Source organism: Paenibacillus sp. FSL H3-0302 (genome assembly GCF_037982245.1).
In the GTDB taxonomy this organism is placed as follows: domain Bacteria; phylum Bacillota; class Bacilli; order Paenibacillales; family Paenibacillaceae; genus Paenibacillus_AQ; species Paenibacillus_AQ odorifer.
The window spans coordinates 5615981-5637800 of sequence record NZ_CP150284.1; the positions used below are offsets into that span (position 1 = coordinate 5615981).

At 46.2% G+C, this 21820-nt stretch carries 16 protein-coding genes and 1 tRNA gene; 4 read left to right on the forward strand and 13 right to left on the reverse strand.

From position 1 onward, the window contains the following. Nucleotides 1-36: 36 nt before the first annotated feature. The 5 genes from MHH50_RS25040 to MHH50_RS25060 all read right to left on the reverse strand — a co-directional run bounded on the left by MHH50_RS25040 (nt 37) and on the right by MHH50_RS25060 (nt 5389). Nucleotides 37-1641, reverse strand: coding sequence for an extracellular solute-binding protein (locus MHH50_RS25040; RefSeq protein WP_076129208.1), 1605 nt, complete (start codon nt 1639-1641; stop codon nt 37-39). A 57-nt stretch (nt 1642-1698) separates the two neighbouring features. Next, a complete protein-coding gene (locus tag MHH50_RS25045) occupies nt 1699-2598 on the reverse strand; it encodes a carbohydrate ABC transporter permease (protein ID WP_036686985.1) in 900 nt (299 codons plus the stop codon). A 17-nt stretch (nt 2599-2615) separates the two neighbouring features. Further along, the gene (locus tag MHH50_RS25050; protein ID WP_036687012.1) at nt 2616-3539 is read right to left on the reverse strand and encodes an ABC transporter permease subunit; all 924 of its coding nucleotides are present in this window, start codon (nt 3537-3539) and stop codon (nt 2616-2618) included. 62 nt (nt 3540-3601) lie between these two features. Next, nucleotides 3602-4351 carry an alpha/beta hydrolase family protein gene (locus tag MHH50_RS25055; protein ID WP_340033580.1) on the reverse strand — a complete coding sequence of 250 codons (750 nt, stop codon included), beginning with the start codon at nt 4349-4351 and terminating at the stop codon, nt 3602-3604. A 24-nt stretch (nt 4352-4375) separates the two neighbouring features. Continuing rightward, nucleotides 4376-5389, reverse strand: coding sequence for a LacI family DNA-binding transcriptional regulator (locus tag MHH50_RS25060; RefSeq protein WP_076129206.1), 1014 nt, complete (start codon nt 5387-5389; stop codon nt 4376-4378). 444 nt (nt 5390-5833) lie between these two features. On the opposite strand from MHH50_RS25060, the gene MHH50_RS25065 reads away from it, so the two are divergent. After that, complete coding sequence (locus tag MHH50_RS25065; RefSeq protein WP_340033581.1) at nt 5834-6742, forward strand: serine hydrolase; 909 nt, start codon at nt 5834-5836, stop codon at nt 6740-6742. A 2505-nt stretch (nt 6743-9247) separates the two neighbouring features. Here the strand turns inward: MHH50_RS25065 and MHH50_RS25070 are convergent. Then, a tRNA-Arg gene (locus MHH50_RS25070) sits at nt 9248-9321 on the reverse strand. A gap of 209 nt (nt 9322-9530) precedes the next feature. Then, nucleotides 9531-9887, reverse strand: a complete 357-nt coding sequence (locus tag MHH50_RS25075; RefSeq protein ID WP_340033583.1) for a hypothetical protein — start codon at nt 9885-9887, stop codon at nt 9531-9533. 144 nt (nt 9888-10031) lie between these two features. On the opposite strand from MHH50_RS25075, the gene asnB reads away from it, so the two are divergent. Beyond that, nucleotides 10032-11876, forward strand: a complete 1845-nt coding sequence (gene asnB / locus MHH50_RS25080; RefSeq protein WP_076129204.1) for an asparagine synthase (glutamine-hydrolyzing) — start codon at nt 10032-10034, stop codon at nt 11874-11876. A gap of 113 nt (nt 11877-11989) precedes the next feature. On the opposite strand, the gene MHH50_RS25085 is transcribed toward asnB, so the two are convergent. The 4 genes from MHH50_RS25085 to MHH50_RS25100 form a co-directional block, all read right to left on the reverse strand. Then, nucleotides 11990-12826, reverse strand: coding sequence for an aldo/keto reductase (locus MHH50_RS25085; RefSeq protein ID WP_036686969.1), 837 nt, complete (start codon nt 12824-12826; stop codon nt 11990-11992). A gap of 155 nt (nt 12827-12981) precedes the next feature. Beyond that, nucleotides 12982-13437 carry a cupin domain-containing protein gene (locus MHH50_RS25090; protein ID WP_036686965.1) on the reverse strand — a complete coding sequence of 152 codons (456 nt, stop codon included), beginning with the start codon at nt 13435-13437 and terminating at the stop codon, nt 12982-12984. A 102-nt stretch (nt 13438-13539) separates the two neighbouring features. Further along, on the reverse strand, nt 13540-14475 hold the full coding sequence (locus MHH50_RS25095; protein ID WP_076129203.1) for an SPFH domain-containing protein: 936 nt from the start codon (nt 14473-14475) through the stop codon (nt 13540-13542). After that, nucleotides 14475-14999 (reverse strand): NfeD family protein, encoded by a 525-nt coding sequence (locus tag MHH50_RS25100; RefSeq protein ID WP_256719490.1) that lies wholly within the window; start codon nt 14997-14999, stop codon nt 14475-14477. The genes MHH50_RS25095 and MHH50_RS25100 overlap by 1 nt, the downstream gene beginning before the upstream one ends. A 511-nt stretch (nt 15000-15510) precedes the next feature. Between MHH50_RS25100 and MHH50_RS25105 the strand changes: the two genes are divergently transcribed. Beyond that, nucleotides 15511-17472 carry a glycosyl hydrolase family 18 protein gene (locus MHH50_RS25105; protein WP_340033585.1) on the forward strand — a complete coding sequence of 654 codons (1962 nt, stop codon included), beginning with the start codon at nt 15511-15513 and terminating at the stop codon, nt 17470-17472. 60 nt (nt 17473-17532) lie between these two features. Continuing rightward, nucleotides 17533-19923, forward strand: a complete 2391-nt coding sequence (locus MHH50_RS25110; protein WP_340033587.1) for a glycosyl hydrolase family 18 protein — start codon at nt 17533-17535, stop codon at nt 19921-19923. 393 nt (nt 19924-20316) lie between these two features. Here the strand turns inward: MHH50_RS25110 and MHH50_RS25115 are convergent, their stop codons facing one another. Beyond that, nucleotides 20317-20973, reverse strand: a complete 657-nt coding sequence (locus MHH50_RS25115) for an XTP/dITP diphosphatase (RefSeq protein ID WP_076129200.1) — start codon at nt 20971-20973, stop codon at nt 20317-20319. Between the two features lies 1 nt (nt 20974). After that, nucleotides 20975-21733, reverse strand: a complete 759-nt coding sequence (rph, locus tag MHH50_RS25120) for a ribonuclease PH (RefSeq protein WP_036686952.1) — start codon at nt 21731-21733, stop codon at nt 20975-20977. Nucleotides 21734-21820 lie beyond the last annotated feature (87 nt).

Sequence of the window (21820 nt, forward strand, 5' to 3'; positions counted from 1 at the left end):
TCCTGTAGGTTCATTCCTACATGCATAGGGCGAAAGCTATTTTTTTAGATTGTTTAGTTCATCTAGAACCGGCTGAACGAGGGATTGTTTGCTCTTAACCCATTCTTTCCAGTTCGCCTCTAGATCGCCTGGTTTCAAAATCAGGTTAGTGTATTCTGTAGCATAGTCAAAGGAAGCCTGATTTTTAGCCTTGGAATCATACAACTGGTAGTCCCAGTCATATTCAGCCGTTGCTTTGTCTTTTAACGCAAGCTCAGCTTTTTCCTTGAACAGTTCTACAGAACGATCGCGATATTCTTTTTTGATCGCAGGGTTCACGACACTAAAGTCATCCGCCAAGACATACAGTCCTTCAAAACGGTTCGGATATTTCTTATCCAATGTTGTTCCTTCAGGGAGCAGGCTGATTAATTCGCCATTTTCGCCTTTTTTCCAGTCTGTTCCTTCAAAGCCCAAGTTAACGGTCAATTGACCTTCTTTACTTGTTGTATATTCCATGAAGTCCATAATCCGTTCAAATTTCTCTTTGCTAATATCTGGCGAGAAGATTACAGCAGACCAGAAGTTAACTTGATCAAGGTTACGATATTTACCGTCATCGCCAAGTACAATAGCTGTGTGTACTAGGTCATCACTATTTACACCTAGGTTATCTTTCATTTTAACGTCCATGTCTTTTCTGTAAGAAGCCAAACCACCTAGACTCGTAATACCGGAAACACCGTTAACTGTGAACTTTTGGCCAGATTCACCATTTTTCCAAGTATAAAACTCAGGGTGCAGTAATCCTTCTTTATAAGTAGTTTGAAGTTCTTTCAGTGCCGCTAACGTTTCATCGTTGGCTGGACCCCATTGGTATTTGCCATCTGCATCTTTATAGAATGCTGACTCTACTCTGGAATGCACGCTATTAGCCATTACAATATTAGTCAAAGCATCGTTGATGTCATAAGAAATAGGAATGAGTTTATCTCCTACCTTGCCAGGGTCTTTCTCTTTAAGCAATCTAGCAAATTCCATCAGTTCTGTAGTAGTGTAAGCATCCTTCAATTCAAAACCAACGGCTTTAGCCCAGTCAGAACGCAGAGCAATTACTCCGATTTGGTTAATGAGCGGATCTGCCGGCTTGTTCTCAAAGTATACCGGTCTTGGCAGAACATAAGTGCCACCTACCGCTTTCTCCAATTCATCGCCAAGTCCTGTCAGCTTATAAGCGGCTGCCACATTCGGCCAGCGTTCTTTCCAGTCATCTGGCAGCTTGTACAGCAGCCCTTGATCAATGTAATTAAGCGCATCACCGTGAACATAGTTCCAGCTTGCTACGTCAGGAAGATCACCAGAGTTAATCCATAGGCGAAGCTTCTCAGCCCATGAATCCCATTCAATATAGTTGTAATCCCATTTAATATTGAACTTATCCGTAAAATATTTATGATACACGTTATCAAAATCAGATTCTGTTGTCTTAATGGTGCTGGCTAACGAAATCTTCAACTCATCTTTATATCCATCTGTTGGATTGCCTGAATTTCCGCTATTAGCATTGTTGTCTGAGCTTGAGCATGCTGCCAACATGATTGGAGTAAGACATAAAACACCGGCAAGGATTGACTTTACAGATTTTCTTTTTAAAATATTCATTTTGTCCTCCTTAAATTGTGTGACTGACCCTCTTTTATATGGATAAATCATAAACCACTAGGTCTTGATAGCCCCTGTAAGTACCCCTTTGGCAAAGTGCTTTTGGAGCATTGGGAAGAAACACATAATAGGAACCATGGTAACGAATACTGCCGCCATTTTCATACCCATGGAGAATGATTGTTTACCCACTGCGTCAACACTTGTGGCATTCGATGCATTCACTTGGGCTTCCATAATGATAGATCGCAACACGTTCTGCAGTGGCATCTGATCCGCTTTCCGCAGGAAGATCATGGCGTCATACCATCCATTCCAGAAGGCTACTCCGTAGAACAATGTGATGGTAGCTACGATTGGAGCAGATAATGGCAGGACTACAGAGAACAGGATTCTCCATTCCCCAGCACCATCAAGTCGCGCAGATTCCATCAGGGACTCAGGCAGACTGCTAAAATAGTTCGACATCAGAATCAGGTTAAACGCACTGAAGCTTCCAGCCAGAATAACTGACCAAAGGTTGCCTGTCAGATGCAGATCCTTCATCACCAGGTACAAAGGTACAATCCCGCCATTAAAAATCATTGTGAACAGGACAAGCATAAAAATCAGCTTTTTACCCGGGAATTTATTGCGGCTAAGGCCGTAAGCCATACTTGTCGTCAAGAACAAGCTAAGCGGGAGTCCTAAGATTAAGATCTTAAAGGTATTCCAATACCCTGTCCCGATTCGCCCATCAGCAAAAAGTGCCCGATAGGATTCCAGTGTTGGGTTCTTCGGAAATAACATCATAGGGTTATCAGCGTATTCTTTTTGCGTAGAAAAAGAAATCATAATGACATTCCAGAATGGAATAAGAATGGCCAAAGCGCCTACACTCAGAATTACGAAAATCACATAATCCATAGCGGTCATTTTTTTATGGTCTTGCATAATGGTCAGCTTTTTTTTACTCATACATTTGCACTCCTTTCTTACCGGAATAAACCGTCTCCGCCCATAAGTTTGGCAGCTCTGTCTGCCAGAATCAGCAGAATCATATTAACAAGTGAACGGAACAAACTGACTGCAGTGGAGAATGAAAAGTCTGTTGAAGACTGGAACGTGATTCGGTAGATATACACATCTAGTACTTCCGAGACGTTTTTCGTTGCAGCGTTGCTCAAGTTAAAGATTTGGTCAAATCCAGATGACATCAGGCCACCGACGGAAAGGATAAACATAATCGTAATCGTCGGAAGAATGTTAGGCAGAGTAATGCGGAACATTTGCTGCAAGCGTGTAGCACCATCAATCTGTGCGGATTCATATTGGTCTGTATCAATACCAGAGATAGCGGCCATAAAGATAATGGCTCCCCAACCTGCTGATTTCCAGATATCCGTAAGATACAACATCGGAACGAACATTTTTTCAGAACCCAGGAAGTTAATGCCTGTCCCGCCAAACATTTGAATGAGGCTGTTAACCAGACCATCATAGGAAAGCACATTGATAACAACCCCGGATACTACGATCCATGACAGGAAGTTCGGAAATGTGAACACCGTCTGTAAAGCTTTTTTGTAACGATTCATGCGCAGTTCATTCAGCAGCAATGCCAATATGATTGGAAAAGGGAACTGAATAATCAGCTTACCGATGTTAATGGTTAACGTTCTCCATACGGCGTCAATAAAAGCCGGGTCACGGAATACATAGGTGAAATTCTCGAATCCGCTCCATGGGCTGCCCCAAATTCCTAAATTCGCTTTAAAATCTTTAAAAGCCAGAGATAGACCACCCATCGGCAGATAAGCGAATAGGAAAAGCCACACTAGTCCAGGAAGCACCAGAGTATAGACCATTCTGTTCTTCCAGACTTCCCTTAGGAACAGTTGGAATCTGCTGTCGTTCATTTTTTTAGCCGGTATTGCAACTTCGGATTTCAATTTGCATCTCCTCACTCTGCTTATGTCTTTTAGTTGTACAAGAAATCAAAGGTTGTCTTCAGATGTTCCTCCCAGAATCGCCATTCATGAGTTCCAGAGGTCTCAACATACTGAAATTCATAAGGGGTCGTCTCCAGATAAGCTGCGAATTCCCGATTCATCTCCACAAACGGATCTTTCGAACCACAGCAAGTCAGAATCGAAGGCAGGTTACGTTTATCGTCGACCAATTTAGCGGCTAAAGCGTACAGATCCTGATCCGGCTTAATTTGTAAGCGTTTTCCAAAAGTACCCGCCATCTCCCTCGCCATGTCCTTGGACATTTGCGGATCGTTTAATCGTTTCTGGAGATCGGTAACTCCTGATAACGAAACCACTTTGCTGTAACGCTCGGGATAGGTAAGTGCACATTTCAGAGCGCCATACCCGCCCATCGATAAACCAGCGATATACGTCTTCTGCGGATTATCATCCAACCTCATCATTCGGCCACAAAGCTCGGGAAGCTCATGGGTCACATAGTGGAAGTAATCCAGTCCGTACTCCATGTCTGTATAATAGCTCCTGTTTACTTGGGGCATTATGACTGTACAACCATATTGACTTGCATACTGCTCAATAGTAGTCATCCTGTGCCATGTACTGGCGTTATCACCAGCACCATGCAGCAGGTAGAGCGTTCCTCCAGACATGTTGCCTGAATCGACGGGGGAGATAATACTGATGGTCGTTGTCATTCTCAAGGTAGGAGAGCCTGTCTCAACTGTTAATAATGCCATGAGTTATCTCCTTTTCGTTCTTATTCATTTGTTTATTTTCTTGCAAGATCCCCGCTTAACCAGTACAGATTCGAATACCATATGTTTGTTTTGCGAATCACCTGTGATCAGGTCAAACAAAATTTCAACACTGGCCTTCGCCATATCCACTCCGGGTTGGCTGATCGTATCCAGAGATGGATGATAATATTCTGCCATTTCAATCCCGTCGAATCCGATAATCGAAACATCATTTGGAATTGATAAGCCCAAGGACAATAACGCCTTAGCCGCCCCAATGGCAATCGTATCTGATGCAGCAAAAACAGCAGTGATATCTTTTTTCTTATTGAGCAGACGTTTGGTAGCTGTAAAGCCTGAGCTCGGACTATATTCACAGTCCTCTACCATTGAAGGGTCGTACTCAATTCCATGCTCCTCAAGCGCCTTGATATATCCCATAAGCCGCCGGTTACCTGTTGTATTTTGCACCAGAGGAAATCTGGCTAAAAAACAGATATTGCGATGTCCTAATGAGATTAAATAGCTGACAGCCTTATAAGATTCCTGAAGATCATCAATGATCACGCTTGAAAAAACAGCAGGATCGACTTCTTTTGTAGTCGTGATGGTAGTCAGAACAAATGGAATTTTTAATTGTTTGAATTTATCTTCGGAGTGATCATACGTTCCGCCCATAAAAACTACGCCATATAGATTTTTTTCTTTTACAAGCTGTAGAGCGATATCGATCTCGTCTACTCCATCTTCTACATGCTGGATCATTAGCGGACATCCCCGTAGGTTCACCTGGCGTTCAACTTCTTTGATCATGTCGGCAAAAAACGGGTTTGAGATCCCTTTTACCATTAGCGCTATGGTATTGGATCGCGTTTTTTTCAAGTTGCTCGCATTACCGTTTGGAATATAGTTATGTTCTCTAACAACCGCCATCACTTTAGCTCTAGTTGTATCGCTTACAACACCGCTATTATTGATTACTCTGGAGACTGTGGCGATACCCACGCCTGATAGCCTTGCAATATCTTTGATATTCATATTTACCTTGCTCCACTCCTATGATGAGTCCCCCCTTCACCCGATGAAAATCAGGTTGTGGAAACGCATGAAATGATGGGAAACGTTTCCCACGACATCATTTTGAGCCCTTAGCGCGTTTTTTTCGCTTACTTCGTCCATTATGAACAGGTAATTTTTATAAGTCAACTAAAAAGACAAAAAAAATTGTGATTCATCACTTTTTATTTGGTTAAAATTACAATAAGTCTATAGTTATTCAATCTACAAATTAGAAATAATTGGTATTTATATATCAAACAATAGTTTTCCTTGTTTTATTGACTTTAAAATAAGAATGGAATACCATCAATTTAGCGATTTTTATCGCAATAACAGAAAACGTTTCCACTCATTTTTCTAGTTTTTCTTTTTGTCACTTCGCTATCCTAGCTAGGAATATCAAGAGAAAGAAGGACTCTTTTTATGTTGAACATGGCTCCATTCGCAGCTAAGGCTCGTGAACGAAACCTGAATATTTTCAATGTTCGTGTGCTTCAAAACGGAAACCTTGTGGGAAAACTGGATCTCACGGAGGATATTCGGCGCTTGCAGCATTCCGTCAGCAAGTCTTTTACTTGTATGGCAGTAGGTCTTGCCATTGATGAAGGGAAGCTGACACTGGAAACAACGCTTAGAGATGTTTTTCCGGAGTATGCCTCTCCTCTTAAACCAACACCTCCATCCATGCAGCCCGGGGATATAACTTTGTTCGATTTGCTGCGAATGAGTACAGGGCACGACTCCCCTCCATTTTGGGCTGAAGAGAGATTAGCCTTGAAGGATAAAAATTGGGTGCAGCATTATTTGGCTCTGACTTTAGACAGAGCTCCCGGAGAGAAATTTACATACAGCAGCGGAGATACCATTATGATCTCTGCAATGGTGCAAGCCCGCGTCGGGCAAACCGTAAAGGATTATCTGGTACCTCGTTTGTTTGCACCTCTGGGCATAAACAATGTCGATTGGGAAACAACACCTCAAGGGGTAACCCTTGGCTGTGCCGGACTTCAGATTAACACGGAAGAGTTAAGCCGGTTTGGACAGCTGCTTTTACAGCAAGGAAAGTGGCAGGGCCAGCAACTAATTCCCGCAGCATGGATCGATTTTGTTACACAAAAACAGATCGATAATGATGGAAACGGCGACTGGGGAGAAGGATACGGCTGTCAATTCTGGCTCTGCTCCCACGACGCTTACCGTGCCGATGGCGCTCATGGACAATTCTGTCTTGTGGTGCCGGACGCTCAAGCAGTCATTGCAATTAACAGCATGGAAGATAACATGCAGGGAATCCTGGATACCGTCTGGGAGGAAATCTGGCCGCTTCTTTAGGAGCGGTCTTTTTTATGACTTGAGGTTAGCGTGCGCATAATGGGTAATTTACATTCTTCGGCGATTAGTACTTAACACCGCCAAGTAACCAGCGCTGTCTCAGGCTGAGGAGGCTTGCGGACTCAGGTGACGTTATTTACTCTTTTATCGCCTTTTGAGCAACGTTTCGGACTCCAGCGCAGCTATTCCTGAGAAAGTGGCTCATTTGGGGCACGTTTTGGCACCAATAGCGACGATGGAGTCCGATAACATCGCAAATGTGCCACTTTTCAGCATTTAAGGTCCTCTGGGTCCGATAGCTGCTGCGTGTGTACAATTTAAGTAACTCATCACACCAAGTAACCATTACTTTCTGAGGCTGAGGAGGCTTGCGGACTCAGATGACGCTATTTACTCTTTTATCGCCTTTTGAGCAACGTTTCGGACTCCAGCGCAGCTATTCCTGAGAAAGTAGCTCTTTTGGGGCACGTTTGGCACCAATAGCGACGATGGACTCCGATGACATCGCAAATCCCGCACTTTTCAGCATTTAAGGTCCTCTGGGTCCGATAGCTGCTGCGTATGTGCAAAATAAGTAACTCATCACACCAAGTAATCAGCACTTTCTTTCTCAGATCGAGGAGGCTCGCGGTCTCAGGTGACGTTATTTACTCTTTTATCGCCTTACGAGCAACGTTTCGGACTCCAGCGCAGCTATTCCTGAGAAAGTGGCTCATTTGGGGCACGTTTGGCACCAATAGCGACGATGGAGTCCGATAACATCGCAAATCCCGCACTTTTCAGCATTTAAGGTCCTCTGGGTCCGATAGTTGCTGCGTATGTGCAAAATAAGTAACTCATCACACCAAGTAATCAGCACTTTCTTTCTCAGACCGAGGAGGCTCGCGGACTCAGGTGACGTTATTTACTCTTTTATCACCTTTTGAGCAACGTTTCGGACTCCAGCGCAGCTATTCCTGAGAAAGTAGCTCATTTGGGGCACGTTTGGCACCAATAGCGACGATGGAGTCCGATGACATCGCAAATCCCGCACTTTTCAGCATTTAAGGTCCTCTGGGTCCGATAGCTGCTGCGTGTGTACAATTTAAGTAACTAAACAGATGATAAGTAACTAAACACGCCCAAGCGTTCACACCAATAAATGCTCAAACCGTAAGTCCCCAACGCCAAACACGCCATGCAGTCAACACCAATAGATCCACAACACCAAGTAACCAGCATTACTTAGACTGAGGAGGCACGCGGACTCAGATGACGTTATTTACTCTTTTATCGCCTTTTGAGCAACGTTTCGGACTCCAGTGCAGCTATTCCTGAGAAAGTAGCTCATTTGGGGCACATTTGGCATCAATAGTGACGATGGAGTCCGATAACATCGCAAATGTGGCACTTTTCAGCATTTAAGGTCATCTGGGTCCGATAGCTGCTGCGTATGTGCAAAATAAGTAACTCATCACACCAAGTAACCATTACTTTCTGAGGCTGAGGAGGCACGCGGACTCAGATAACGTTATTTACTCTTTTATCGCCTTTTGAGCAACGTTTCGGACTCCAGTGCAGCTATTCCTGAGAAAGTAGCTCATTTGGGGCACGTTTGGCATCAATAGCGACGATGGAGTCCGATGACATCGCAAATGTGGCACTTTTCAGCATTTAAGGTCCTCTGGGTCCGATAGCTGCTGCATATGTGCAAATGTGATCTAGTCGCTCGAAGTTTGATGTTCAATGATGGTTAGCAGCTCAACACACCAAGTAACCAGCATTACTCAGACCGAGGAGGCTCGCGGACTCAGATGACGTTATTTACTCTTTTATCGCCTTTTGAGCAACGTTTCGGACTCCAGTGCAGCTATTGCTGAGAAAGTAGCTCTTTTGGGGCACGTTTGGCATCAATAGTGACGATGGAGTCCGATAACATCGCAAATCCCGCACTTTTCAGCATTTAAGGTCCTCTGGGTCCGATAGCTGCTGCGTATGTGCAAATGTGGGCTAGATGCTGGAAGCTTGATCTCAACGATGATTAGTAGCTAAGCACGCCCAAGCGTTCACACCAATAAATGCTCAAACCGTAATTCTCCAACGCCAAACATGCCATGCAGTCAACACCAATAGATGCACAACACCAAGTAACCAGCATTACTCAGACCGAGGAGGCTCGCGGACTCAGATGACGTTATTTACTCATTTATCGCCTTTTGAGCAACGTTTCGGACTCCAGTGCAGCTATTCTTGAGAAAGTAGCTCTTTTGGGGCACGTTTGGCATCAATAGTGACGATGGAGTCCGATAACATCGCAAATCCGCACTTTTCAGCATTTAAGGTCCTCTGGGTCCGATAGCTGCTGCGTAGGTGTAAATGTGGTCTAGAGGCTCGAAGTTTGATGTTCAACGGTGAATCGAATTTCGACGTTTAGATCAAGAAGGAAGACAAAGCACCCCGTGTGTGACCTCGAACTAAAACTCGCGCACGCAAAAACAGCCTTCCCGAAGGAAGGCTGTTAATTGACGTCCCGGAAGGGATTCGAACCCCTGACCGTGCGCTTAGAAGGCGCATGCTCTATCCAGCTGAGCTACCGGGACATATAAGAAATAAATACTATGTATTGACGCAACGATATTTATTATACCTTATTCAGCGGATTTTTCAAGTCAAAACAACTTAGAAAAATAATAAAAGTGTTTCCGGTGCAGCTTTTTCACACATCAGCGTAACCACAGGAAATGAAAAAAACGGCATTTCTGCCGTCCTTTTCAGCCATTCCAGTGTGCGTTTTACAAACCTTCGCTATTTAATCCAGCTTTCGAAAACGCTTCTCCAGCTGCTTTTTTAAATCCCCAAAAGTGAGTAATTCTCGTTGAAACTTGGAATGCTCATCTTCTGGCGACATAAAGTTGCTGCCTGTAAATGCACTCGAGGTCACATCTTGAAAAGCGTCATGCATATTGTTATCAAACCAATCGGTAGAGGTATCAGCATCATTAGTCAGAATACGGACAATCTCATATCCTTCTTCACGCCGATCCTCAACGATATACACCAAAAGCGCAGGATCACTAACAGCACCCGGCAAAACACCCACTTCTGCACAAGGCGCACCATCGTACTCCATCATTCTGCGAATTTTGGCGTCTTTAATATAATACACCTGTCATCCTTCCCTCCTGGCAAATTCCCCTCTCCCCTAGTGTTCGGATAAGGACATACATTTTATGCCTTCCTTCGGCATATATCTGTATTACTTGGCAAAAAAGTAAGGACAACAATCGCACAAAAGAGAGGATGAACCATCATGTGCGGAATAACCGGATTTATCCAGTGGCGCGGAGATCTCACTCAGCACTCGCAGCTGCTGGTCAAAATGACTGAAACTTTAGCAAACCGCGGCCCCGATGCAGCCGGAACCTGGATCTCAGGCCCCTGTGCTTTCGGTCACCGCAGACTTAGCGTTATCGATCCGGAGAACGGTGCCCAGCCCATGATCACCCGCCATGAGGAACAGGTATACGCGATTGTTTACAACGGCGAATTATATAACGCCCTCGAACTCAAACAGGAACTTAAGCAGCGAGGGCATCAATTCCGCACCCAGTGCGATACAGAAGTGCTGCTGCATTCCTATATCGAATGGGGGCCGGATTGCGCAGAGAAGCTCAATGGAATCTTTGCTTTTGCAGTATGGGACGGTCTTCGGGACCAAGTCTTTTTTGCACGTGACCGTTTAGGTGTGAAACCCCTGTTCTATAGCAAGGTTGATGACGTCCTAGTTTTTGGCTCAGAGCCTAAGGCGTTGCTGCAGCATCCCAAGGTACAACCAATCGTGGGTCCTGAAGGTCTCGCAGAAATCTTCATCATCGGTCCAGCACGTACACCGGGTCATGGTGTTTATAAGGATATGCAAGAGCTTCGTCCAGGTCATGCTATGATCTATAGCCGTGAAGGTCTGCGCAGTTATGCCTATTGGAAGCTGGAGAGCGCAAAGCATACTGACAATGAAGCAGAGACGGCCGCTAAGGTGCGTGAACTGCTCCAAGATACACTCGAACGCCAACTGGTCTCAGACGTCCCTGTTTGCTCTCTTTTGTCGGGAGGGCTGGATTCCAGTGCGCTGACGGCACTTGCAGTGGATTACTACAACCGGAATGGTCAGGGACAAGTGGATACTTATTCCGTAGACTATGTAGATAACGACAAACATTTCAAAAGTCATACTTTCCAGCCGGGAGCAGATGGGCCGTGGATTAAACGAATGGTCGATGAATTAAATACAAATCACCACTACATCTCGTTCGATACCCCGGAGCTTGTAGAAGCGCTGGATAATGCTTTGTACACTAGGGATTTACCAGGGATGACCGATGTGGACTCTTCTTTGTACTTATTTTGCCGGGAGATTAAAAAGAACGCGACAGTAGCTATTTCCGGTGAAGCGGCGGATGAGATTTTTGGCGGATACCCTTGGTTCCACCGTGAGGAAATGCTCTCCTCAGGCACTTTTCCTTGGTCAGTTGCTCCGAAAATGCGTGCAAGTCTACTTTCTCCAGAAATTAACGAGTGGATTCGTCCACTGGAATATTTGGGTGACAGATATAGTGATGCGGTGGCTGAAGTTCCGAAATTGGATGGAGAAACAGGAAAACAAGCACAAATGCGCGTAATGTCCTATCTGAATATCACCCGCTTCATGCCTACTCTACTAGACCGTAAAGACCGAATGAGCATGGGCGCAGGGCTAGAGGTACGTGTTCCTTATTGTGATCACCGACTCGTTCAATATGTATTTAATATTCCGTGGGAAATCAAGAATCTGGGGGGCCGTGAAAAAGGGATTTTGCGTAAATCTCTTGAAGGCATTCTTCCAGACGATGTGCTCTACCGCAAAAAAAGCCCTTACCCCAAAACTCATAATCCTGCCTATTTAAATGCGGTACGAACTCAGGTATTAAACATTCTGGATGACTCCACTTCACCCCTACTTCCGCTAATTGATGCTGCCAAAATCCGTGAGATCGCCGCTTCCCCGGAATCCTCAACCAATCTGCCTTGGTTCGGCCAGCTCATGTCCGGTCCTCAGCTGTTTGCTTACCTCGCCCAAGTGGATCTCTGGCTGCGTAAATATAACGTCTCCATCCAATAAGCGCGTAGAGAACTGAGGTAATCGACAAGCCAAACAGCAAGTCCCCGTATCCGGTGGCTTGCTGTTTGGCTTGTATTTGCAATGATTACTCTACGATCTTATCTGAACGATCTTTAAAAGTTAAAGTTGTCCGGGTCCGGGCCAAATCGATGGTCTTTGTTCAAGCCCTCGATAGCTTTGACATCCTCGTCACTAAGCGTAAAGTCAAAGAATCCGGCATTCTCCTTGATTCGATCCGCATGTACGGATTTAGGAATCGTAATGACACCTTGCTGCAAATCCCAGCGAAGTACAATTTGAGCAGGGGTCTTGCCATACTTCTCAGCCAACTCTTTTAAGAGCGGTAGATCAAGATTCCCCTGCATTAATGGACTCCATGCTTCAAGCTGAATACCCTGTTCATTGGCATATTTCAGCAGCTCGCGCTGAGTCAACAGCGGATGGAATTCCACCTGATTCACCACAGGCACCACTCCGGTATCCTCGATGATATCTTTCAGATGATGAACCTGAAAATTGCTCACGCCGATAGATTTGATGAGGCCTTCTTTTTGCAGATGAATTAAGGCCTTCCATGTCTCACGATATTTCCCTGCCACCGGCCAGTGTATGAGATACAGATCTAGATAGTCCAGACCCAGCTTGCGCCGGCTATCCTCGAACGCTTTTAGCGTAGATTCATAACCTTGATCAGGATTCCGTACTTTAGTTGTAATAAACAACTCATCCCGGGCCACTCCACAATCACGAATAGCTTGTCCTACGCCTTCTTCGTTATTGTATCCGGCTGCCGTATCAATACTGCGATATCCTAATTCCACTGCGGTTTTGACCGCATGAATAACCTCTTCGCCATCTTTAGTCTTATACACGCCAAGACCCAGCCACGGCATGGTCACCCCGTCATTTAAAGTAGGACCACCCGAGAACGGTGCATTTAATTCACTCATCGCTTAACCCTCCAAGCTTATTGTTATTTCGTTAAACATACTTAACCTATTTATCCACTTAAGAAGCAAACGCTACCATAAAAAGTATAGCAGATGGCTTCATCATTCCCCAAATCCTTATAAAAAAACGGAGGCGTAAGCGCCCCCGCTCTTCTTTATTTCTCAATTAGTTTGAAATCATCAAAATGGAATTCAGGAGAAACAATACAGGATACCAGCGTCGGCTCTTTGCCTAACGAGCGCGCAGCTTGCCATACTCCCGCTGGAACAACCACTTGTGGCTGCTGGCCTGCAGCAATATCGAGGCCCAGAATAACTTCCTGCACATCCTCAGGCTTATCTCCATTACCTCCGAGACTTAGCACGATTGGACTACCGGAATGCCACAACCAAACTTCATCGGACAATACAGTATGCCAATCAGATTGTTCGCCTTCGTGAAGTAAAAAATAAATTGAAGATGCCGAATGACGTGATCCAGAATAGCTATCGCCTAACACTTCCTGCGAAATTTCAAATTCCGAATTCCAAAGTCTTTTGTACCAACCACCCTCAACGTGAGGCTGTAATCCAAGCAGTTCAACTAGCGGTGAAATTTCTTTTTGCGTCACAGTAGCTTCTCTCCTTCAAAGTTAGCATGAACAACAATAGCTTCGTATGCATAAGGTTGTTTTTGCTTTTTACTTTAACGGAATAAGCTCGAATTGTAAAATCTATTTACTGTCCTTGCTCGCTTTGAAGACTTCTGCAATCGCTCCAAGACTTCCCAGCGTTTCAACAGCGCTTGTTGGCAAGAACACTTTATTAGCAGGACCTTTGGCAATCTCAGCCAGAGCCTCGAAGGAACGATAAGCCAGAACATGCTCATCCAGACCTGCCGAACGAATCAGCTCAATGCGTGATTTTTCTGCTTCTGCCACGGCTTGAATCGCTTTAGCCTCACCGTGTGCTTCCAGCTCTTGCGCCTGGCGAGAACCCTCTGCTTGACGGATACGCGCTTCTTTATCGCCTTCTGCTTTTAGAATCTTACTTTGTTTATCCCCTTCAGCGCGTAGGATCATATCCTGCTTGGCAGCTTCCGCCTCCAAAACAATGGCACGTTTGCTCCGCTCTGCTTTCATCTGCTTATCCATCGCTTCCTGAATATCCAATGGCGGTTTGATATCGATAACTTCCACACGCTCGATCCGTACGCCCCACTTCTCAGTAGCTTCATCGAGAGCAAGACGGATGTCCGTCGAAATCTTTTCCCGTCCAGACAAGGTCTCATCCAATTCCAGCTTACCGATGATTTGCCGCATTGTTGCCGTCGAAATGTTTCTTACCCCATACACATAATCAGAAATACCATAAGTAGCTTCCTCTGGTCCAACCACCTGGTAGAAAATAATCGTATCAATCTGCACCTGCACGTTATCCTTTGTAATTACCGTTTGCGGAGGTACATTCGCTTGTTGAATCCGTAAATCATGGTACGTGCGCACCTGATCAATTACAGGAATCAGAATGTTCAACCCCGGTGTCAGCAGACGATTAAATTTACCGAGCCTTTCCACTACGCCTACCCGTTGCTGTGGTACGATTTTGACTGTTAATGCCACAAAAACTACGACCACTACAATAATAATTGCGATAATTGCCCATTGCATTAGTTCATTTCCCCCCATCGTTCTACTTCGATAATCGTCGTGCCTCTTTTCACTACTCTTACAACCTCATCCTTGCCCAGATTCTGATCAGAGCTCGCGCTCCACGTATCTCCGCCTACCTTCACTTGCCCGTAACGTCCCTGCTCTATCGGCTCAACAACTACTCCTTGCCTACCGATGATTTCTGTACCTGTATCCTTGAACCCACGTGAATGGCGAAATCTAGAAACCAGTGGTTTCGAGAATATAGTCAGACCAAGTGCGACCAGTGATCCAAGGACCACCTGAAACAAAATGGCTTCGGGAACAATCAGCGACACCAAACCTGCGGCCAAAGCACCAATACTAAGCCACAATAAATAAAAAGTAAGCGTCATCATCTCAACAACAAACAGGACACCGGCTGCGATCAGCCAAAACACCCACACAACCATCGGTGAGCCCACCACCTTCCGTATGATACTACTATAACGAAAAGAAACATCGATGCGTTGCATAGTTCCATAAAAAAATATCTCAGGCATGTATATGATTTATATTCATTACATCGGTGGTTATGTGTTTCTTCATGAGTTTCTTGATAAAAGCGAGTATACAAATCCAAAAGGGTTCACTTTTTGAAGAGTCACTATAAATTAGAAAATTGTCCCCCTATATCACCTGATTTTATCCCTAGCGCAATTGCAAGCTATGCTTGAGAATAAGAGTTACCATCACCCATTTATATCTAATTCATCCTAATTATCCAACTTCCAAACATCCTCCTCTATTCATTCAAACCATACACAGCATGTTACATCTTTAAAAATCCATGAAACAGCAGCACACAAAAAGCATAAAAGAAAGCGCTTACTGATTGGGTAAGGCTTGATTTGGACCGCTGCTTTTTTGCTGCTGAATCTACGAATTGATCTTCAATAGAATGATAGAAACGCCAAGGGTGATGGTGCACTACAACCGACGGGAGGTGAAGGTCAGGACATCTTGCCGAAAAGAATTTCGAACTACACTTTGAATCTAGGAGGTAGAAATTCAATGATCTTCACGAAAAAAGCTTCACGCAAAACCTTTGCAATTGCGATGATCGCCGCGCTTGTTCTGACACTCTTTTCCACCCTGGGCGGCAGTCCCAAAATAGCCAACGCCGCACAGGATTACAAACTGGTTGGTTATTACGCTTCATGGGCCGCTTACGGGCGTTCTTACAATGTAACTGATATCGATCCTACCAAAATGAATGTCATTAACTACGCTTTTGCGGATATTTGTTGGAATGGAATCCATGGCAATCCCGACCCCACCGGCCCTAATCCGGTGACCTGGTCTTGCCAGAATGAGCAAGGCCAAGCCATCAGCGTTCCGAACGGTACGATTGTTCTTGGTGACCCGTGGATTGACACTGGAAAAAGCTTCGGGGATGACAAATGGGATGATCCCATCAAAGGTAACCTGAAGCAGCTATGGAAGCTGAAGGAAAAGAACCCGAACCTGAAGACCCTAATCTCCGTTGGAGGCTGGACCTGGTCGAACCGTTTCTCGGATGTAGCTGCGACAGCTGCGACCCGTGAGGTTTTTGCCAATTCCGCGGTTGATTTTATTCGAAAATACAAGATGGACGGCGTGGATCTCGACTGGGAATATCCAGTAAGTGGTGGACTCGCAGGCAATAGCTACCGTCCTGAAGATAAAGAAAACTATGTACTGCTGCTGCAAAAAGTTCGCGAAAAGCTGAATACAGCCGGCGCGGCGGATGGAAAAACCTATCTGCTGACCATTGCTTCCGGGGCAGGCCCAACGTATATCAACAATAATAATCTGGCCGGCATTGCTTCCGTTGTCGACTGGATCAATATTATGACCTATGACTTTAATGGGAGCTGGAACACCACCACCGGACATAATGCTCCGTTGTACTATGATCCCGCAGCTTCCGCTTCGGGCTTAACCGAACCGCAAAATTTTAACATCGATAAAGCGGTAACCTCCTATCTTGCGAATGGTGTACCTGCGAACAAGCTTGTACTTGGCATGGCTTATTACGGTCGTGGTTGGGGCGGAGCTCCTGCTTCAGGAAACGGCCAATATCAGGTGTCCGCTGGCATCTCACCAACGGGTACATGGGAAAAAGGCAGCTATGATTTCTATGATCTCGAAGCCAATTATATCAACAAAAACGGTTATATCCGCTATTGGAATGATACATCCAAAGTGCCTTATCTCTATAATCCAACAAATCAAACCTTTATCAGCTATGACGACGTAGAATCCTTTGGCCACAAGATCAGCTACCTGAAGTCCAAGGGTCTTGCAGGTGCTATGTTCTGGGAAACAAGTGGTGACCGGAACAAAACACTAACCAATAAACTAAACGCCGATCTTGGTGGCGGAGTGGTGCAGCCGACACCGACACCATCCACATCACCAACACCTACACCAACTGCAACCGCTACACCTACTGCAACTCCAACTGCAACACCAACACCAACGCCAACTGCAACCGTGACGCCAACCCCAACGCCTACACCGGGACAATGTTCTGCAGCGACCTGGGGTGCAACAACCGTATACACTGGCGGACAGCGTGTCTCCTACAATGGCTCAGTCTATGAAGCCAAATGGTGGACGCAAGGGGATCGTCCTGATCTTAGCGGAACTGATGGGGTCTGGAAATTCATCAGCGTATGCGGAACAGCGACACCAACACCAACTGCAACTGTGGCCCCAACTTTAACACCTACGGTAGCACCAACGCCTACCGCAACCGTTGCACCTACGCCTACTTTAGCGCCAACGCCAACTGCAACCGTTGCACCTACACAAACTCCTTTACCTACCGCTACGCCTACTTCGGAAGGGTCTAGCTGGGGAACAGGCGTTGCGTACAAAACAGGTGATGTCGTCGCTTACAACGGAAAAACATATACCTGCTTGCAGCCCCACACTTCACTTCAGGGCTGGGAGCCAGCCACCACACCTGCGCTATGGAAGCTCAATTAAAGACTTGCAGGAAGCATCGTTCCTGAAATAACATTATCCCCCTTTGGAGGTATATTAAATATGATTGCAAAAGCACGTGCTAAGCGCAAAATATCCATAAGTTACCTTGCTGCGCTAATGAGCCTAATCGTTCTGGTTCCACTTTACACCGGGACAGGTGCATCCTTACCAGTGGCCCATGCCGCGGAAACAACACCTTCCGCTCCCGCTCCAGCAGCTGATCACCCTCGTAAAATCGTTGCTTACTTCCCAGAGTGGGGCGATCAGGAGAACAAAGGATTTTACACCGTAGACAAGATTCCGTGGGATAAAATTACCCATATTAACTACGCCTTCGCCAAGGTAAATCCTCAAACGAACAAGATTGATCTCATGGACCGTACAGCTGCAATCGAAAAAGACTATCCCGGTCAGCTGACCACCCTGCCTTTTAAGGGGCATTTTAACCAACTGGTTAAGTACAAACAGCTCTATCCTGATGTCCGCACCCTGATTTCTGTTGGCGGCTGGTCGGGTTCCGGAGGGTTCTTCAACATGGCGAATTCAGAAGCCGGGCGAGAAGCTTTTGCCAATAGTGTTGTGGATTTTCTGCGTACCTATCAGTTCAACGGAGTAGACATCGATTGGGAGTACCCTTCTGGCACTGGGCAGTCCGGTAATCCTAACGATTTTGCCGTGGCAGAACCGCTGCGTACCGTAAATTACAACAACTATGTTCTTCTTATGAAAAAACTTCGCGAAAAGCTCGATCTGGCAGGTTCACAAGACAATCAGAAATATGACCTGACCATTGCGGCCACCGCCTCTTCCTGGATTCTTGGGGGCATGAAGCTTGGGGAAGCCAATCAGTATTTAGACTGGGCGAACCTTATGACCTATGATTTCCATGGGGCTTGGAATGGATATGTTGGGCCGCATTCTGCACTGTACCCGGATTCCCGCGATACTGAAACTGCTGCGCTGGGTACTCCGGTTCTGAATACCGACTGGGCGGTCCGATACTATCTTGGAACGCTTCCTCCGGAAAAAATCGTGATCGGAGTTCCTTATTATTCACGAGGCTGGAAAAATGTGAATGGAGGCATCAACAATACCGGCCTTTACGGCACAGCTCCGACAACCGGTGGGGGAGCAGATGGCCAATACGGGATCTGGAATGATCCCGCACCAGAGCAGCCTGCTGGTGCAAATCCGATCTGGCATGTGCTAAATCTGCTCAAAGATCCAGCGAATAAGCGCTACTTCGATCCTGTTACCAAAACACCGTACTTGTTCAACGCAGACAAGAAGATTTTTCTTACGTATGAAGATAAGGAATCGCTTGGCTACAAGCTGGATTACATCAAGCAAAAAGGCTTGGGAGGTATGATGTTCTGGGAACTAACGGGCGATTACTCTGAGCAGAGCGATGGCACTTATACGTATGGCAATTCTCTGACCGATTTTGCCTATGATCAGCTGAAGACAGCCTCGCCGCCGGGCGGAGCTCCTAAGCCGCAGTTGCCTGAACCTAAAAACTTCAACCTCAGCTTCAGCGGCGCCTATGATCATCCGAACTATACCTATTCATTAAAAATAACGAACAATACCGGCACAGATATTTCCGGTGGCTGGAAGCTGGAGTTCGACCTGCCAACAACTACAACCCTAACCTCGGCATGGGGAGCCGGTAGCGTTGAGCAAATCTCCACGGCCTGGGATTTCAACCGCTACCGTATTACAGGTACAGCTACTCAAACTATTGCGAATGGAGCTTCACTTGAAATTCCGGGTATGATGAAGCTGAACTTTTCAGGCGGTCCACAGCGAATCACCCTGAACGGAAACTCGTCCCAACAGGAATACGATAAACTGTACGGAGGCATTACACCTACGCCAACACCAACACCGTCTGCATCACCGACACCGACTCCGACGGCAACCGTGACGCCAACGCCAACTGTAGCGCCAACACCTACTCCTACGCCGGGACAATGTTCGGCAGCGACCTGGAATGCGGCAACCGCATATACTGGCGGACAACGCGTTTCCTACAACGGCTCACTCTATGAAGCCAAGTGGTGGACACAAGGCGATCGTCCCGATCTTAGCGGACCGGACGGTGTCTGGAAATACATCAGCGTGTGTGGAACAGCAACTTCTACACCAACGGCAACTGTAGCTCCAACAGTAACACCGACTTTGACACCTACGGTGGCACCGACGCCTACTGCAACCGTTACTCCAGCGCCTACGGTGGCACCAACGCCCACCGCAACCGTAACACCCACGCAAACTCCATTACCGACTGCTACACCTACTTCGGGAGGGTCTAGCTGGGTAACAGGAGTTGCTTATAAAGTAGGTGATGTTGTTGCCTACAGTGGAAAAACGTATACCTGCTTGCAGCCTCACACTTCACTTCAGGGGTGGGAGCCAGCTTCCACACCTGCTCTTTGGAAGCTGATATAATCCGGTGCTCTCCTTGATTCCAACAAGGAGAACATCCCATTATTAGTGCAGAGTCATACTCATTCTCTGGGGCTTACGTTAAGGACCCAGTTGACGTTATTTACAAATTTCAAGCCTTTGGAGCTGTGTTTCGGACTCCAGTGCTGCTATTCCTTATGAAATGCTTCTATTGGGGTGTTTTTCGTGCCCATAGCGACTTTGGGGTCCAGTAGAATCTCAATTATCGGATATAGCTGCGTTTAAGGTCAGCTGTGTCCGGGTAGCCGCTTCATACGGGTGAATGTGCTAGAATCGAACGAAGTTTGATGCTTTGTTTAAGGGGAAGGAATAAAAAACGGGGGTGCCCAGCAGCCATTTCGCGGCTTTTGGACACCCCCACTTTTATATAAAAATCTATTCCTGCGATAGGCCGCCTTCGGCTGCCAGTTTTTTCTCCAGCTTCGCCGTCAGCAGTCGCAGTGCAGTTCCTCGATGGCTAATCTGCTGCTTCTCTTCCAGCGTAAGCTCGGCCATAGTTTTTTCATGTTCCGACAGATAAAATAGCGGGTCGTAACCGAAACCGCCAGCACCTGATGGTTCTGAAGTAATCCAACCTTCGACCGCACCTTCTGCGGTTAGCTCCTGCTTGGAAACTGGATCGTACAGCGATAAAGTACAGACGAACCTAGCTGTGCTCAGCAAAGGCTGATCTGTGTCTTCCCCCTGTTTCAATCTCTCTAGCTCGCTAAGCAGCTTCAGGTTATTTTCCCCATCCGTAGCGTCTTCACCGGCAAAACGTGCAGAGTACACACCCGGTCTGCCATCCAAAGCATCTACACAAAGACCCGAATCATCAGCGAGTACCGGAATTCCAAGTGCATCACCTACGGCTTTGGATTTTTTAAACGCATTCTCTGCAAAAGTAGCCCCGTCTTCCACCACATCGGGCAGATGCGGATAGTCATACATACTCTTAACTGTCAGGCCCAGCGGGGCAAAAGCGTGCTCGAACTCGCGCACCTTCCCCTTATTCTTCGTTGCGACAATGAGAATATTGCCCGTGGAATTCATGTTACACCTCTTGGCCCGGTTGGCCGGAAGGGATTTTCAGAGCAATCGCTCCGAGCGCTTCTTTTTGCGCCGCAATCAGTTCATAAATTCCCTTCTCACCTAGACCTAATAATAGGTCCAGCTCTTGACGCGAGAATGGTCTTTCTTCGCCAGTCCCTTGTACCTCAACAAAAGCACCGCCGCCGGTCATGACTACATTCATATCCACTTTGGCTTTGGAATCCTCTTCATAATTCAGATCGAGCAATGTTTTATCCCCTACAACACCTACACTAATTGCTCCCAAAAAGTCTGTTATAGGAAAAACAGCCAGCTTGTGCTGTAGTGCAATTTTATTAATAGCAAATGCCATGGCAACAAAAGCGCCTGTTATCGAAGCCGTCCGAGTTCCCCCATCCGCCTGAATCACATCACAATCCAGCGTAATACTGCGTTCACCTAACGCTTGTAAATTCACCACGGAGCGAAGCGCACGGCCGATCAGCCGCTGGATCTCCATTGTACGTCCGGTAAGTTTACCGCGTGCAGCTTCACGTTGATTACGGGACTGGGTGGCCCGAGGAAGCATCGAATATTCGGCAGTTACCCAGCCTTTTCCTTGTCCTTTAAGAAACGGAGGCACTTTTTCCTCTACAGTAGCCGTACAAATAACTTTGGTGTCTCCCATCTCAATGATCACGGAGCCCTCAGCATATTTATTCGTTTGGGTCGTTATTGTCAGCGGCCGTAATTGGTCGTCAGTTCGCCCGTTTGATCTCATCTTTTCTGCCTCCTACATCGTATAGCTAATAGTTTAGTGTGAGTCCCGTTTCCCTGTTGTTCATTGCGGCAGTTCACCGTTCGGGAC

Bases quoted from the DNA above. Each gene is read 5' to 3' on its own strand.
- MHH50_RS25045 (WP_036686985.1), bottom strand. From the start codon at position 2,598: ATGAGTAAAAAAAAGCTGACCATTATGCAAGACCATAAAAAAATGACC.
- MHH50_RS25110 (WP_340033587.1), top strand. From the start codon at position 17,533: ATGATTGCAAAAGCACGTGCTAAGCGCAAAATATCCATAAGTTACCTT.
- MHH50_RS25060 (WP_076129206.1), bottom strand. From the start codon at position 5,389: ATGAATATCAAAGATATTGCAAGGCTATCAGGCGTGGGTATCGCCACA.
- asnB (WP_076129204.1), top strand. From the start codon at position 10,032: ATGTGCGGAATAACCGGATTTATCCAGTGGCGCGGAGATCTCACTCAG.
- MHH50_RS25055 (WP_340033580.1), bottom strand. From the start codon at position 4,351: ATGGCATTATTAACAGTTGAGACAGGCTCTCCTACCTTGAGAATGACA.
- MHH50_RS25100 (WP_256719490.1), bottom strand. From the start codon at position 14,999: ATGCCTGAGATATTTTTTTATGGAACTATGCAACGCATCGATGTTTCT.
- MHH50_RS25095 (WP_076129203.1), bottom strand. From the start codon at position 14,475: ATGCAATGGGCAATTATCGCAATTATTATTGTAGTGGTCGTAGTTTTT.
- MHH50_RS25085 (WP_036686969.1), bottom strand. From the start codon at position 12,826: ATGAGTGAATTAAATGCACCGTTCTCGGGTGGTCCTACTTTAAATGAC.
- MHH50_RS25105 (WP_340033585.1), top strand. From the start codon at position 15,511: ATGATCTTCACGAAAAAAGCTTCACGCAAAACCTTTGCAATTGCGATG.
- MHH50_RS25040 (WP_076129208.1), bottom strand. From the start codon at position 1,641: ATGAATATTTTAAAAAGAAAATCTGTAAAGTCAATCCTTGCCGGTGTT.
- MHH50_RS25115 (WP_076129200.1), bottom strand. From the start codon at position 20,973: ATGAATTCCACGGGCAATATTCTCATTGTCGCAACGAAGAATAAGGGG.
- rph (WP_036686952.1), bottom strand. From the start codon at position 21,733: ATGAGATCAAACGGGCGAACTGACGACCAATTACGGCCGCTGACAATA.
- MHH50_RS25050 (WP_036687012.1), bottom strand. From the start codon at position 3,539: ATGAACGACAGCAGATTCCAACTGTTCCTAAGGGAAGTCTGGAAGAAC.
- MHH50_RS25065 (WP_340033581.1), top strand. From the start codon at position 5,834: ATGTTGAACATGGCTCCATTCGCAGCTAAGGCTCGTGAACGAAACCTG.